16 protein-coding genes are annotated in these 13611 nt (G+C 69.4%); 8 read left to right on the top strand and 8 right to left on the bottom strand.

Annotation, left to right across the window (positions count from 1 at the left end):
• Positions 1-9: 9 nt before the first annotated feature.
• The 4 genes from GBA65_RS14915 to GBA65_RS14930 are packed head-to-tail and all read right to left on the bottom strand — an operon-like array spanning position 10 to position 4699.
• Positions 10-1005, bottom strand: coding sequence for an ABC transporter permease (locus GBA65_RS14915; protein WP_166397227.1), 996 nt, complete (start codon positions 1003-1005; stop codon positions 10-12).
• The gene (locus GBA65_RS14920) at positions 1002-2513 is read right to left on the bottom strand and encodes a sugar ABC transporter ATP-binding protein (RefSeq protein ID WP_166397228.1); all 1512 of its coding nucleotides are present in this window, start codon (positions 2511-2513) and stop codon (positions 1002-1004) included. The genes GBA65_RS14915 and GBA65_RS14920 overlap by 4 nt, the downstream gene beginning before the upstream one ends.
• 57 nt (positions 2514-2570) lie before the next feature.
• Positions 2571-3989: an L-fucose/L-arabinose isomerase family protein gene (locus tag GBA65_RS14925; protein WP_166397229.1), complete on the bottom strand. Its 1419-nt coding sequence runs from the start codon at positions 3987-3989 to the stop codon at positions 2571-2573.
• Positions 3977-4699 carry a FadR/GntR family transcriptional regulator gene (locus tag GBA65_RS14930; RefSeq protein WP_166397230.1) on the bottom strand — a complete coding sequence of 241 codons (723 nt, stop codon included), beginning with the start codon at positions 4697-4699 and terminating at the stop codon, positions 3977-3979. The genes GBA65_RS14925 and GBA65_RS14930 overlap by 13 nt, the downstream gene beginning before the upstream one ends.
• 209 nt (positions 4700-4908) lie before the next feature.
• Here GBA65_RS14930 and GBA65_RS14935 point away from each other — a divergent pair, with 209 nt between their 5' ends.
• From GBA65_RS14935 to GBA65_RS14965, 7 genes are all read left to right on the top strand, one after another.
• Positions 4909-6075 (top strand): extracellular solute-binding protein, encoded by a 1167-nt coding sequence (locus tag GBA65_RS14935; protein WP_166397231.1) that lies wholly within the window; start codon positions 4909-4911, stop codon positions 6073-6075.
• A complete protein-coding gene (locus GBA65_RS14940) occupies positions 6072-7022 on the top strand; it encodes an aldo/keto reductase (protein WP_228281367.1) in 951 nt (316 codons plus the stop codon). The genes GBA65_RS14935 and GBA65_RS14940 overlap by 4 nt, the downstream gene beginning before the upstream one ends.
• A 45-nt stretch (positions 7023-7067) precedes the next feature.
• Positions 7068-7826, top strand: coding sequence for a glucose 1-dehydrogenase (locus GBA65_RS14945; RefSeq protein ID WP_166397232.1), 759 nt, complete (start codon positions 7068-7070; stop codon positions 7824-7826).
• A gap of 25 nt (positions 7827-7851) precedes the next feature.
• The gene (locus GBA65_RS14950; RefSeq protein ID WP_228281369.1) at positions 7852-9159 is read left to right on the top strand and encodes an L-fuconate dehydratase; all 1308 of its coding nucleotides are present in this window, start codon (positions 7852-7854) and stop codon (positions 9157-9159) included.
• 137 nt (positions 9160-9296) lie between these two features.
• Positions 9297-9512, top strand: coding sequence for a hypothetical protein (locus GBA65_RS14955; protein WP_166397233.1), 216 nt, complete (start codon positions 9297-9299; stop codon positions 9510-9512).
• Between the two features lie 116 nt (positions 9513-9628).
• The gene (locus GBA65_RS14960; RefSeq protein ID WP_166397234.1) at positions 9629-10363 is read left to right on the top strand and encodes a DedA family protein; all 735 of its coding nucleotides are present in this window, start codon (positions 9629-9631) and stop codon (positions 10361-10363) included.
• A 37-nt stretch (positions 10364-10400) separates the two neighbouring features.
• Positions 10401-10559, top strand: a complete 159-nt coding sequence (locus GBA65_RS14965; protein WP_166397235.1) for a hypothetical protein — start codon at positions 10401-10403, stop codon at positions 10557-10559.
• A 7-nt stretch (positions 10560-10566) separates the two neighbouring features.
• Here the strand turns inward: GBA65_RS14965 and GBA65_RS14970 are convergent, their stop codons facing one another.
• The 4 genes from GBA65_RS14970 to GBA65_RS14985 form a co-directional block, all read right to left on the bottom strand.
• On the bottom strand, positions 10567-10884 hold the full coding sequence (locus tag GBA65_RS14970) for a hypothetical protein (RefSeq protein WP_166397236.1): 318 nt from the start codon (positions 10882-10884) through the stop codon (positions 10567-10569).
• A 264-nt stretch (positions 10885-11148) separates the two neighbouring features.
• Positions 11149-11427 carry an ATP synthase F0 subunit C gene (atpE, locus tag GBA65_RS14975; RefSeq protein WP_266096597.1) on the bottom strand — a complete coding sequence of 93 codons (279 nt, stop codon included), beginning with the start codon at positions 11425-11427 and terminating at the stop codon, positions 11149-11151.
• 36 nt (positions 11428-11463) lie between these two features.
• The gene (locus GBA65_RS14980) at positions 11464-11931 is read right to left on the bottom strand and encodes a hypothetical protein (RefSeq protein WP_166397237.1); all 468 of its coding nucleotides are present in this window, start codon (positions 11929-11931) and stop codon (positions 11464-11466) included.
• Complete coding sequence (locus GBA65_RS14985) at positions 11928-12659, bottom strand: alpha/beta fold hydrolase (protein ID WP_207955805.1); 732 nt, start codon at positions 12657-12659, stop codon at positions 11928-11930. Before GBA65_RS14985 ends, GBA65_RS14980 begins: the two co-directional genes overlap by 4 nt.
• A gap of 288 nt (positions 12660-12947) precedes the next feature.
• Here GBA65_RS14985 and GBA65_RS14990 point away from each other — a divergent pair, with 288 nt between their 5' ends.
• On the top strand, positions 12948-13589 hold the full coding sequence (locus GBA65_RS14990) for a TetR/AcrR family transcriptional regulator (RefSeq protein WP_166397238.1): 642 nt from the start codon (positions 12948-12950) through the stop codon (positions 13587-13589).
• The last annotated feature ends 22 nt before the right edge of the window (positions 13590-13611 follow it).

Below are 13611 nucleotides of genomic sequence, written 5' to 3' on the forward strand. Positions count from 1 at the left end.
CTCCTTTCCCTACTCGGATGCCGACGCCAGGCGGCGACGGCGGTACTGGTCCCAGAAGACCGCGATCCAGATGACGACGCCGATGATCACGCTCTGGTAGAAGATGTCCACGTTCAGCAAAACGGCGCCGTTGCGGATCAGGGCGATGAGGAACGCCCCGATGAGGGTCCCGAGGATCGTCCCCTGCCCCCCGAACAGGCTCGCCCCGCCGATGACCGCCGCGGCGATCACGTCGAGCTCGAGGCCCACCCCGTAGTTCGGCTGCCCCGAGTTGACGCGAGAAGCCGCGATCATGCCGCCGAGGCCCGCGAGAGCGCCCGAGATCACGTACACGCTCGTCAGGTAGCGCTTTATGGGTATCCCCGAGAGCCGCGCGGCCTCCGGGTTCGAGCCCATCGCGTAGGCGTAGCGGCCGAGCTTGGTGCGCGACAGGACGACGTAGCCCAGCACCGCCACCACGAGGATGACGATGATCGGGATGGGGATCGGCCCGATCCTCCCCTGCCCCAACAGCCGGAAGGACTCAGGCGCCCCGAAGACCGCCACGGCCCCCGTCGTGATGAACACGAGCCCCCGCGCGACGGTGAGCATGCCAAGCGTCGCGATGAAAGGGTTCAGCCCCGCAAACGAGACCAGGAGACCGTTCACCAGCCCGCAGGTCGCCCCGACCAGGATGCCGCCGGCGATGCCGACGATCGGCGGGAGGCCCGCGTTGACCATCAGGGTCACGCCGAGGACCCCCGAGAGCGCGGCGACGGAGCCGACGGAGAGGTCGATGCCGGCGGTGATGATGACGAGCGTCATGCCGATGGCGATGACGGCGACGACCGCCGTCTGGGTGCCGATGTTGAAGAGGTTGTCGGTGGTCAGGAAGACCGGCGAGGCGAACGAGAGGAAGACGAAGACGACGATGAGGGCGCCCGCCGCGGCGAGCTGCGAGACGACGCCCGAGAGCCTCTCGCGAAGCCCCCCGCTCGTCCCCTCCCGGGTCGTTGCGGCGCTCATGCGGCTCCCACCTCCCTCGCCCCGGTCGCGAGGGCGACGACGCGCTCCTCGGAGAACTCGGGGCGTTCGATCTCACCGGCCACCCGGCCCTCGCGCATCACGAGGATCCTGTCGCACATGTTCAAGAGCTCGGGGAGGTAGGACGAGATCAGGACGATCGCCCGCCCCTGGCTCGCGAGGTCCCCGATCAGGCCGAACATCTCGGCCTTGGCGCCCACGTCGATGCCGCGCGCAGGCTCGTCGAAGAAGAGCACCCGCCCCCTCGTCTCGAGCCACTTCGCCACGACGACCTTCTGCTGGTTTCCCCCGGAGAGCACCCGGACCTTGCGCCGCACGGACGGCGTCCGGATGTTCAACTCCTCCCGGCGCCTGTTCGCGGTCCGCCGCTCCCGATCCAGGCTGATAAAGCCGCCGGTCATCGGCAGGCTGGCGAGGGTGATGTTCTTGTCGATCCCGAGCTCCAGGGCCAGCCCCTCGCCCTTGCGGTCCTCGGTGAGGTAGCCGATGCCCGCGTCTATCCCCTGCTGCGGGTTCTTCAGGCGCACCTCCTTGCCGTCGATCTCGACGGTCCCGGAGTCGCGCCGGTCCGCCCCGAAGACGGCGCGGGCGAGCTCGGTGCGCCCCGCCCCCACGAGACCGGCGAAGCCCAGGATCTCCCCGGCCCTCACCTCGAACGAGCAATCCTCGAGGACCGTGCCGCGGCTGATCCCGCTCGCCCTCAGGACCACCTCGCCGATCTCCACCTCGGGCTTGGGGTAGAGGTTGCCGACCTCGCGGCCGACCATCAGGCGCACCAGCTTCTCCTCGTCGAGCTCTCGGGTGGGCAGCGTGTCCACGACCTTGCCGTCGCGCATCACCGTCACGCGGTCCGATATGCGAAAGATCTCGTCGAGGCGGTGGGAGATGTACAGGATGGCGATGCCTCTCGACGTGAGGTCCCTTATGACCGCGAAGAGGTCTTCTATCTCCTTCTCCGCGAGCGTCGCGGTCGGCTCGTCCATGATGACGACCTTGGGCTCGCCGTCGACGGCCTTGGCGATCTCGACGCGCTGCTGACCGGCGACCGAGAGGGTCGAGACGAGCTTGTCCGGGTCCGTCTGCAACCCGACCTTCCTGAGCAGTTCCTCGGCCCGCCGCCTCATCGTCCGGCGGTCCACGAGCCCGAAGCGCATGGGCTCGCGGCCGAGAAACAGGTTCTCGGCGACGGAGAGGTGCGAGGCGAGGGCGAACTCCTGGTGCACCATCGCGACGCCGAGCCCCTGGGCGTACCTGGGGCCGTGGAACTCGACGGGCTCGCCCGACACCTCGATCGTCCCCTCGGTCGGCCGCTCGACCTGCGAGAGGAGCTTCATGAGCGTGGACTTGCCGGCGCCGTTCTCACCGGCGATGACGTGCACCTCGCCGGGCAGTATCTCCAGGTCTACACCGTCCACGGCGACCACGCCGGGGAACTTCTTGGAGACGCCGCGGAGCCTTACTACCGGGTCTCCCTTCGCGCTCTCAGGCATCCTCACCTCCCTCTCCTCGTCTTGTGGGCATTATGGGGCCGTCGCGGAGCGCCTCGCTCACGCCGCGCCGCCGAAGCCGTCGTAGTCCACGTCGAGGAGCCCGCAGACGGCGTGCAGCTCGTCCACGTGGTCGCCCGGGATGGCGTGTATGTGGTTGGAGCCGTAGCGCGAGAGGATCTCGTCGGCCGAGGCGTCCATCCTCGCGAACGCGTGCGGCCAGGCGTAGTCGGACTGGCGCATGAGCCCCTCGTTGGTCTCGTCGTCGTAGGTCTCGAAGGAGCCGCGCATGACGTGCATCCTGTAGCGGCCGTCCTTGCGAGTGAGGCGCGCGAAGGTGAAGTCTCCGGGGGCCGCGAGGTGGTGGACGGAGGCGCCCCCGGCCGGGAAGTAGAAACCCTCGGGGTAGAGGTGGACGCGGCTCATGTTCTCGGCCGCGTCGGCGCTGCGGGCGGCGAACCAGGTGGCGTGCTGCCCGGAGTTGCACAGGTCCCAGATGCCGCGGTCCGCGTGGAAGTGGCGGACGTCGGCGAAGAGGACCGGGGTGCCCGAGAGGTGCTTGAGGATCTGCATCGTGAGGGCGGCGTCCATGTCCGCCTCGGTGGCGCAGACGTGGGTCTCCTTCGGGCCGTCCCAGTCGTAGGGGTCGTTGAGGAAGGCCTCGGTGATGTCCATCGTGCAGAAGTGGGTGGTGAGTTCGGGCTGGCCCTTGATGCCGGAGAAGTCGAGGTTCCACTCGTCTATAAGCTCCCGCATGGCGTAGTAGGAGCGGATCTGGCGCTCCAGAAGCTCCGGCGTGAGCTGCTTGCCGTCGTAGTGGACGCCCGCCGCGTGCCCTTCGAGCCACTCGCGGGCCTTCTGCACCTTGCCCGCCTCGATCCCCTCGGAGCGGCGCACGAGCTCCCACTGGTCGATCTCCTCGACGTCGACCCCGAACTTCTCCATCCAGGCGTCGGGGTTGGAGACGGCGGTGTACATGCCCATCGGCCGCCCCCCGATCCGGCCGAACGTGCTCCCCTGGAGCGCCCTCACCGCCCCCGCGGCCCTCGCGTTCGCCTCGACCCTCCGGAGCACCTCCGGGTCCGAGACGTCCCCGTAGGCGCGGGCGTACGTGCGCCCGATCTGATCCAGAGCGCCCGCCGCGGCCAGCATCCCGACCATCCCCGGGTACTGCGGGTCGATGTTGGAGAAGAGCAAGAGCGGACCCGGCGTCTCCCGCGCCGCCAGCATGGAGAAGTGCGGAAAGGCCCAGACGGGGATGTTGAAGATCGTGAGGTCCGGGCGCGCGTCGGCCATCCGCCGCGCCTCGGAGACGGCGAGCCTGTTCGTCCATACAAGCTCTTCGGACCGCACGACCTCGTGCCCGGCCCCTTCGAGCGCCGCGGCTATGTTGCCCTCGACCCCCCTGGCGAACCCTATGAGATCCTTGTGGACGAAGTCCCTCCCGTCCGACATCGTGAGTATCGCTACCTTTGCCACGCTTCCCTCCCCCTTTCGCTTGCTTCTTCGTCCCCCACGGAGAGTGCCTTACGGAACCAGAACTCGACCTCGGAGATGTGGGTGGTCGCGGCGGCCCGGGCGAGGTCGGGGTCGCGGTCCTCGATCGCCCGGTAGATGTTCCGGTGCCCGAGCTTGGTGACCTCGACCACCCCCTCGTCGGCGAGCGCCCGCCACGCCCGCGCCCGCATGGTCCGGCTGGAGAGCGCCCTGATGAGCGAGGAGAGCGTCTGGTTTCCGGCCGACGCCACGATGGTCTCGTGGAACTCGTCGTCGGCCTCGACGAGCGCCTGGGCGTCGGGCGCGGCCTCCATGCGCTCCAGGCACGCCCTGAGCTTCTCGATCCCGGCCCCGTCTATCCTCGCCGCCCCGAGCGCCGTCGCCCCGGGCTCGATCAGTCGCCGCACCTCCAGCAGCTCCAGCACGGTCCGCTCCTGCGACAGCTCGACCACAAGGCCCACCGAATCCAGCAGGAGGTGAGGATCGAGGCTGGTCACGTAGGTGCCGTCCCCCTGCCGCACGTTCAACACCCCCATAAGCGTGAGCGCCCGAACGGCCTCCCGCAGGGAGCTGCGCGACAACCCCAGCCGGGAGGCGAGCTCCTTCTCCCTCGGCAGCTTCTCGCCCGGGCCAGCCTCGCCCGAGAGGATCATGCGTTTTATCCCCGCGATCGCCTCGTCGGTGACCGTCAATCTCTCACGTCCCTTTCCCAAAGAACTCCGCCAGCCTAGCCCCTGCGAACACCCCGGTCAAGACATACATCTGACCTTTGCCGAAATACCCCGCGATCCCACGCCAACAGAAGGTCCAGGCGGCGGTTCGATTGGCGTGTTGACTCTGATTGCTCGGACCATTAGGGTGATCGGCGCGGACGGTGGACCGGGGAGCGAGGAGCGGGAAGATGGCGGGGAGCCTGCGGGTCTTGCTGGTGGGTGGGCCGATGTACGACCCCCTGTACGCGCGCCTCTCGGAGTTCGAGGAGCGGGAGGGCGTGAGGGTGGAGGCGGTCGTGGCGCCGACGCACCCGGAGCTCAACGAGAAGATCGAGGAGGAGTTCTCCTCGGGGGCGGCCCGGTACGACCTGATCTCCACGCACGCCAAGTACGCCCCGAGCCATGGGGGCTGGCTCACCCCCCTCGACGACGACCTCGGCGGGGACGAGCTCTCGCCCTTCGCGCCGCGCACGCTGGAGCTCGCGCGCATCGACGGCGCGCTCTACGGCGTCCCCCGCAACCTCGACGTCAAGCTCCTCCTCTACCGCACCGACCTCGTGGAGAATCCACCCGTCACCTGGGAGGGGCTCCTCGACACGGCCGCCCGGATAAGGGACGAGGGCAAGGCCCCCCACGGCTTCGCCTTCCCCGGCAAGGAGAGCGGGCTCTTCGGCCACTTCTTCGAGCTGCACGCGATGGCCGGCGGCACCATGTTCGCCGAAGGGGGACCGCCCGTGCCGAGCCTCGACGACGAGGCGGGGCTCTGGGCGCTCTCGACGCTCCAGAGGCTCTACGAGAAGGCCGCGCCGCCGGAGACCCCGGACTGGCACTACGACGAGGTCGCCGCGTGCTTTCGCGAGAGCCGCGCGGCCATGTCCACGGACTGGCCCGGCGGCTTCTACACCTACGAGGCGGACGACAGCGCGGTCAGGGGCAGCTACGGCTTCGCCCTCTACCCCGAGGGGCCCGCCGGCAGGTCCGTCTACTCCGGCAGCCACACCTTCGCGATCCCGACCACCGTCCGCGACCGGCCCGCGGCCGTCGAGCTCCTGCGCTTCCTCACCTCGCGCGAGTCGCAGACCCTGGAGGCGAGGCTGGGGACGCTCCCCGCCCGGACGGACTCCCTGGAGGACGTGAGGGCCGAGGCCGAGCCGGGGTCGCTCGCCGGGGAGCGCTGGGGGCTGCTCGCGGAGGAGAGCCGGGCGGCGCTCGTCCCGCCCAAGCACGAACACTACCCGGCGGTGGAGGACGTGATCTGGCAGGGCGTGCGCGAGGCGCTCCTCGGCAAGGACGCGCGGGAGGCGCTCAGGGACACGCAAGCCGCGGCCCGGCGGGCGGCCGGAGGGGGCTCGTGAACGGGGAGGGGGCGGAGAGGCGTTCGCTCGGCCGGACGGGGCTCTCCGTCTCGCCGCTCTGCGTGGGGTGTGCCCCGCTCGGTGACATGCCCGAGACCTTCGAGTACGGGGTGAGCGAGGAGCGGGCGCGGGCGACGCTGGCGGCCGTCTTCGACAGCGAGATCAACTTCCTCGACACCGCCGCCTCCTACGGCGACGGGGAGAGCGAGCGCAGGATCGGGCGTGTGCTCGCCGAACGGGGCGGCCTGCCCGAAGGCGTAGTCCTCGCGACGAAGGCCGACCGGGACCTCCACACCGGCGAGTTCACCGGGGACCAGATGCGCCGCTCCGTCGAGCGGTCCCTCGGCCTCCTCGGCCTCGACAGGCTCCAGCTCGTCCACCTGCACGACCCCGAGCACGAGCCGTTCGAGGACCACATGGCCCCCGGCGGCACCGTCGAGGCGCTGCTCGGCCTCGTGGAGGAGGGCGTCATCGAGCACCTCGGGGTCGCGGGCGGGCCGGTGGAGACGATGGTCCGGTTCGTCGAGACCGGGCTCTTCGAGGTGGCGATCACGCACAACCGATTCACGCTCCTCGACCGCTCGGCCGAGCCCCTGCTCGACGTCGCCGCCGAACACGGGGTCGCCCTGCTCAACGCCGCCCCCTACGGCAGCGGCATCCTCGCCAAGGGGCCGGACGCCTACGCCCGCTACGAGTACCGGGAGGCCCCGGAGGAGATGGTCGAGAGGGCCAAGGCGATCCAGGCTGCATGCGAGGCGGTCGGGGTCCCGCTGGCCGCGGCGGCCCTGCAATTCTCGCTGCGCGACGCGCGGATCTCCTCGACCGTCGTCGGCATCAGCCGCCCCGAGCGGGTCGCGCAGACCCTGGAGCTCGCGTCGCGCAAGATACCCGAAGAGCTGTGGGAAGAGTTGGAGCCGCTCTCCGTCCCGCGCGACCGGAGAGCGTAAACGGCAGAAGGAGGACGGGATGATGCGTTTCGAGGGAGAAACCTTATGAGGCGCCTCGAGGGCAGGCGCGCCATCGTCACGGGCGGCGGGGCCGGCATCGGGGAGGCGATCGCCACGCGTTTCGCCGAGGAGGGCGCGCGCGTCGTCGTCGCCGACGTGGACGCGGACGCCGCGGCCCGGGTCGCCGAGGGCCTGGAGGGCGACGGCCACCTCTCGCACGAGGCGGACGTGACGGACGAGGGCGGGGTCGAGGAGCTCGTCCGGCGGGCCGTCTCCGAGTGGGGCGGTCTGGACGTGATGGTCAACAACGCGGGCGTGGGGGTCGCGGCGACCGCGCCGGGCACGTCGGTCGAGGACTACTACCGGGTGATGGACGTGTGCGTCAAGGGGACCATCCTCGGGATGAAGTACGCCATCCCCGCGATACGGGACTCCGGCGGCGGGTCCGTCACCAATATGTCCTCCATCGCGGCCCTCGTCGGCCTCCCCGACCGGGCCGTGTACAGCGCCGCTAAAGGCGCGATCCTCTCCCTCACTCGCGCTTCGGCGATAGACCACATAGAAGAAGGCGTCAGGGTCAACTGCATCTGTCCCGGCACCGTGGACACGCCCTGGGTCGCCAGGATCACCGCCGGCTACAGCGACCCCGAGGAGGCGCGCGAGCGCATGAAGGCCCGCCAGCCGCACGGCCGGCTCGTCGGCCCCGAGGAGATCGCCGCGATGGCCGCCTACCTCGCCTCCGACGAGGCCGCCTCGGTCGTCGGGGCGGCGATGGTCGTCGACGGCGGCATGACCGCCCGCTGAACCGCCCACGACGGAGGAGGACGCCGTGCCCATCAAGATCACCGACGTCGTCGCCAGGGATATCCGCTTCCCGACCTCGAAGAACCTCGACGGCTCGGACGCCATGAACCCCGACCCCGACTACTCCGCCGCCTACGTGGTCCTCCAGACCGACGATGCGAACCTCGAGGGTCACGGCCTGACCTTCACCATCGGGCGCGGCAACGAGCTCTGCGTCGCGGCGGTCGAGGCGCTCAAACCGCTCGTCGTCGGGGAGACGCTGGAGTCCCTTACGGAGGACATGGGGACTTTCTGGCGACGGATCACGGGCGACAGCCAGCTCCGCTGGGTCGGGCCGGAGAAGGGCGTCATCCACCTCGCGACCGCCGCCGTCGTCAACGCCGTCTGGGACCTGTGGGCGAAGGCCGAGGGGAAGCCCCTGTGGAAGCTCCTCGTCGACATGAGCCCCGAGGAGATCGTGCGGTGCGTGGACTTCCGCTACATAACCGACGCCATCACCCCCGAGGAGGCGCTGGAGATCCTCCGCAGGAACGAGGGGACGAAGGCCGAGCGCGAGGCCGAGATGCTGGAAGAAGGTTTCCCGGCGTACACGACGTCGGCCGGGTGGCTCGGCTACGGCGACGAGAAGCTGAGGCGGCTGTGCCGCGAGGCGATAGCGGAGGGCTGGTCGCACCTCAAGATCAAGGTTGGGACGGACGTCGACGACGACGTGCGGCGCGCCTCCATCATCCGGGAGGAGATCGGGCCGGATCGCAAGCTCATGATGGACGCGAACCAGGTCTGGGACGTGGACGAGGCTATAGCTCACATGGAGCACCTGAAGGAGTTCGACCCGTGGTGGATCGAGGAGCCCACGAGCCCGGACGACGTCCTCGGCCACGCCCGCATAGCCAGAGGCGTCGCCCCCATAGGCGTCGCCACCGGCGAGCACTGCCAGAACCGCATCGTCTTCAAGCAGCTGCTACAGGCCGGGGCCATAAGCTTCTGCCAGATCGACTCCTGCCGACTCGGCGGGGTCAACGAGGTGATCTCCGTCCTCCTGATGGCCGCGAAGTTCGGCGTCCCGGTCTGCCCGCACGCCGGCGGCGTCGGGCTCTGCGAGTACGTGCAGCACCTCTCGATCTTCGACTACGTCCGCGTCGGCGCCTCCCTGGAGGACCGCGTCCTGGAGTACGTCGACCACCTGCACGAGCACTTCCTCGACCCCGTGACGATGAAGAACGGCCGCTACATGCCGCCCGAGGCCCCCGGCTACAGCATCACCATGCGCCCCGAGTCGCTCGACGAGTTCGAGTTCCCCGGCGGCGCAGCCTGGACCTCCGGGGGCAGCTGAGAGAACGCGGGGGCTCTCGCGTACCCCTTCCAACGCGGCAGTTTGGGGGAGGATGTGTGGGATCGAGGCGGCCCTGACAGGACGAGGAACCTCCACGAGCCTCTGAAAACGCGGGCAAACAGGGAGCGGGTCGAGTAGTGGGCGCGTGGTTGTTCCTGACCGTCTTGGCGGTGGCGCTCACCTGGGTGGTTCCCGTTCTGATCGGCCTCTTCTACAACGCCCTCCGTGGCCGCGTGAGGGGCGGCAAACCCGTCGCGTTGGTGCTGGCCGTGGCAGCGGCGCTGGCCGTTTACGCCGGGGCTCTGGCCCTGTGCGTGGTCGCGCTGGGCTTCCTGCTCGACGGTTCCGGATGACCGCGCCGACCGGAAGGTCCGGACGAAGCCAACGCCTGCGGACGGACCGATCGCCGCTGGCCTACCGGCTCGAGGCGAGTTCGCCCCGGTGCGGCGTGGTATAACTGCATCTTCCTATGGACGGGATTCTGGACTTCATTCGCTCCGTTCCGGACTCGCCCCAGGGCCTGCTCGACTTCGTCACTTCCCTGCTCCTCGCGCACGGTTATCTCGTCATCTTTCTGGGCGCGGCGCTGGACAACTTCGGCCTGCCGGCCTCCGGCGACATCGTGCTCTTCGCGGGCGGCTTCTTCGCCAACTCCGGCCAGGCCGCGCTGCCGCTCGTGATGCTCATGGGCTTTCTAGGCGCCCTGTGCTCGGACAACGCGGTGTACTGGATCGGGCGCTACGGTGGCCGTCCGCTCATCACCCGCATCCTGAAGGTCCGTCTCCTCTCGTTCCTGCTCGACGCCAAGAGCCTGGGCAAGGTCGAGCGCTACTTCGAGGAGCACGGCGGCAAGACGGTCTTCGTCGGGCGCTTCGGCCCCGGCCTGCGCAGCATGACCCCGCTCTTCGCCGGGGTGAGCCGCATGAGGTACGGCCACTTCCTCCTCTACAACCTCGCGGCGGTCACGTTCTGGGCGATCGCCTACTCGACCATCGGCTACGTCTTCGGCGAGTACTGGAACGAGCTCCTCGCCGTCGCCCAGAACATCGGCTACGGCCTCGTCGCCCTCGTCGTCCTCACCATCCTCTTCTACGTCCTCCGCCGGCGCCGCAAGAGGCAGAACACGGAGAAGCGCCTCGAAGAGGCCGCGGAGGCCATCGAAGAGCCCGGGGAGAAGACGCATGCCTCCAGCGAGCGCGAATAGAGGGGGCGCGACGGCGCGCGAGGACGAAGAACGCCGGATGCTCGAAGCCGCGGGCTGGGAGCCTCGGGAGCGTGAGGACGGCGAGACCGTCTGGAAGAACCCGGCGACCGGCCTCCTCCACCCGCAGGGCCAGGCCGCGGCTATGGTACGTGAAGGGGCCGACCCCGAGGGCCCCGAGCCCGGTCTGAAGGACTAGGCGAACTCTAGATCACGGGTGTCTGTAGAGGCGCAAGCACCGTTACCGGCGCTCCAACCAAGATCGCGAGCGCAGCGTAGATGATCCTGCCGCGCTGCAGCAGAATGCACCTCAACCCTAGTACGGAGGCCAGGACCCCGACGACAGAGGACGCGAACGGTACCAGGAAGAATACGAGCATGGCTAGCCCGGGAGCATCGTCCGGCACGAGCCCGGGGAACCGCTCGATGCAAACGATCGCCAGCAGCACAAGCGCGTAGAGAGCGGCCGCCGCGACGGCGAGGCCGAGGGCAACCTTATGCGAAGTCGCCTCGGAACCGTGCATTCGCGCTACTCCCTCAACTTCAAGGCATCCACCGCTCGTAGCGATCTTCCTCTCCCGCCCCTACGCCTCTCTTCATGCTCCTCTCCCTGCTTGCACGATGGAACAGTTCTTATAACCTATCGAAGCTTCCCCGTATGTGACGACGGCGCAGGAGGCGAGGAACGGTTCCGACGCACGGTGCGGTTGCTCGGCAGGACCACTGCATGCAGTCCACGCGCGGGGTATTGCGGAGAAGGGCCGCTCTCACGGCCCCTCTGCAACTCGCTACCCGAGCACGAAGGCCAGGAGCAGGGCGAAGACGATGCCGTAGAGGGCGAACGCCTCGACGAGCCCGATGCCGAGGAACATCAAGGTCCTCGTCTGGTCGAACGCCTCCGGCTGGCGGTGGATCGACGCTATGGTCTGGCCGATCAGGTACCCCATCCCGGCCCCAGGCCCGATGACCGCGGCCCCGGCCGCTATCCCCACCCCCACGTACCTCAGGCCCTCCGCGAGGATCTCGAACCCCTCCGTGTTCCCGCCTTCCTGCAACAACGCCATCATTGCTTCCAAGACCTTCCTCCTTCCGCCTCGCCTTCCTCATCCCGAACCGCCCCATCGCCTCGCGAGCAGCCCGTCGGCGAGGGCGATGCCCCGTTCGATCGCCTCGCCTGCGCCCCGGTAGTCCCCCTCCTCCAGGCTGGCCTGGGCACGCCCGTACAGCTCGAACACCTCCGCGACGGCCGGGTCCTCGACCGGTCCCGGGTAGAGCGCTATGACCCTGTAAGCGAGCGCCGCCATCCCGGAGGCCGCGAGCGACGAGACCGCCTCGCGCCGCCGCCGCTCCTCCATCCGCCGGTAGCCCGCGAGGGAGACGAAGAGCGAGAACGCCGACCAGAGCAACAACAGCACCCCTCCCGCGCCCCCGGTCACCATCCCCGCGACCATCAGCCCCACCAGGACCGCGGCCCCGCCGTGCGCCACCCCGGAGAACAGGGCAACAGGCAGGGCGGCCCCGCGGAGCAGGGGACCCAACCCGGCGGGCCTCGTAGGGACCGCGCCGATCACGCCGCGCCCCTCGCGCCACGCGGCGAGCCCCCGCTCTCGTCCTCCGACGGGATGAATGCCTCGATCTCCTCCGCGAGCCGCTCCGGCGCGTCCTCGGGGACGAACGCGCGGGAGCCGGGAACGATCTTCAGGACGGCGTCGGGGAAGTCCCGCTGCAACCGGCGGGCGAGGCGCAGGGGGAACAGAAGGTCCCGGTCGCCCCACGCGATCAGGACCGGCCTCCGGAAACCGGGGAAGGTGCGTGCGGCCCGCAGGGTGTGACGCCCGGAGACGCCGCGCAGGAACCGCGCCAGGTCCCGCCGAACCCCGGAGTCGCGCAGCAGGGGCCCGAAGTAGGCGTCGAGGACCTGCTCCTCCGCGCGACGCCTGGACACGGTCCACATCAGCAGCCGCTGCGCGGCACGCGCCCTCAGCACCCGGGCCAACGCGCCCACGAACCGCTCGCCGAAGAGACGCGCCCCGTACTGCACGAAACGGAAGGGCCACGGGAAGAAGGCCTCGTACGCGTCGCAGTTCGTGAGGACGAGCCGCCCGACCCTCTCCGGGTGCTCGGAGATCAGGATCTGGCAGATCGCGCCGCCCGTATCGTTGCCGACGAGAACGACGTCGCGCAGGTCCAACGCCTCCATGAACTCGGCGACAATCACCGCCACCCCCGCGGCCCGACGTCTGCTTCCTCCCGCAACGGCACGGAGTGCCCACCGAGGGGGAGATCCGGCACCACGCAACGGTACCGCCCGCCCAGACGCTCCACGACCCCCGCCACAACAACCCGTTGACCATCACCCCGTGCACGAACACGATGGCCGGGCCCTCCCCCGCCTCCCGGTACCGCACGGTCCCCCGCGCAGCCGGACCTCCCTCTCCTCCCCCAACGACCCCTTCCCCACCAAAACACCCTCCTCGTCCCGCGCTCGGCTTCCCTTCGTCTCCTCCATACTTACACTGTATATTTACAGCGTAAGGTTATAGGTGTTGGTGTAAGCTGTCAAGATGTTTTTCGAGAGGTGCTACGGGTGGGCGAGGTAGGGCGGCGGCCGTTGAGCCGGCGCAGGATCCTCGAGGCCGCCGTCGAGCTCGTGGATCGGGAGGGGCTCGGGGCGTTGAGCATGCGCAAGCTGGGCCGGGAGCTCGGGGTCGAGGCGATGTCGCTCTACAACCACGTCCCGAACAAGGAGGCCCTGCTCGGCGGGATGGTGGAGGTTTTGATCGAGGGGTTGGAGATCCCGGCCGCGACCTCCGGGGGCTGGGAGGGGAAGGTCCGGGAGGCGTTCCGCTCCTACCTGAAGCTGGCGCGGGCGCACCCGGAGGTCTTCCAGCTCTTTGCCACGCGGCCCCTCGGCACGGGCGAGGCTTTGAGGATCTTCGAGGTCCTGCGCGGCGCGGGGCTGGAGCTGGTGCCGGCGCTCCAGGCCTTCCGGGCGCTGTCGAGCTACACGGTAGGGTACGCGCTGGCGGAGATCCGGGGCTTCCCGCTGGAGCTGGAGGGCGGTCCGAGGGCGCTGGAGCTCGCGCCGCCACTCAAGGAGGTCGACCGCGACGCGCAGTTCGACTTCGGCCTCGACCTCATAATCTCCGGCTTGCGGCAGAAGCTGGACCCCGACGGCGCGCAAGGGGACCCCCCGCGCCGGAGCAGGCGAGGGCCGGAGCACCAGTAGGGGCGGCGAGGGAGCTCCGTCG

It is taken from the genome of Rubrobacter marinus (assembly GCF_011492965.1).
In the GTDB taxonomy this organism is placed as follows: Bacteria; Actinomycetota; Rubrobacteria; order Rubrobacterales; family Rubrobacteraceae; genus Rubrobacter_F; species Rubrobacter_F marinus.

Excerpts from the sequence above, each read along its gene's own strand:
- GBA65_RS14960 (WP_166397234.1), top strand. The coding sequence starts at position 9,629 with ATGGACGGGATTCTGGACTTCATTCGCTCCGTTCCGGACTCGCCCCAG.
- GBA65_RS14945 (WP_166397232.1), top strand. The coding sequence starts at position 7,068 with ATGAGGCGCCTCGAGGGCAGGCGCGCCATCGTCACGGGCGGCGGGGCC.
- GBA65_RS14935 (WP_166397231.1), top strand. The coding sequence starts at position 4,909 with ATGGCGGGGAGCCTGCGGGTCTTGCTGGTGGGTGGGCCGATGTACGAC.
- GBA65_RS14920 (WP_166397228.1), bottom strand. The coding sequence starts at position 2,513 with ATGCCTGAGAGCGCGAAGGGAGACCCGGTAGTAAGGCTCCGCGGCGTC.
- GBA65_RS14915 (WP_166397227.1), bottom strand. The coding sequence starts at position 1,005 with ATGAGCGCCGCAACGACCCGGGAGGGGACGAGCGGGGGGCTTCGCGAG.
- GBA65_RS14970 (WP_166397236.1), bottom strand. The coding sequence starts at position 10,884 with ATGCACGGTTCCGAGGCGACTTCGCATAAGGTTGCCCTCGGCCTCGCC.
- GBA65_RS14965 (WP_166397235.1), top strand. The coding sequence starts at position 10,401 with ATGCTCGAAGCCGCGGGCTGGGAGCCTCGGGAGCGTGAGGACGGCGAG.
- atpE (WP_266096597.1), bottom strand. The coding sequence starts at position 11,427 with ATGATGGCGTTGTTGCAGGAAGGCGGGAACACGGAGGGGTTCGAGATC.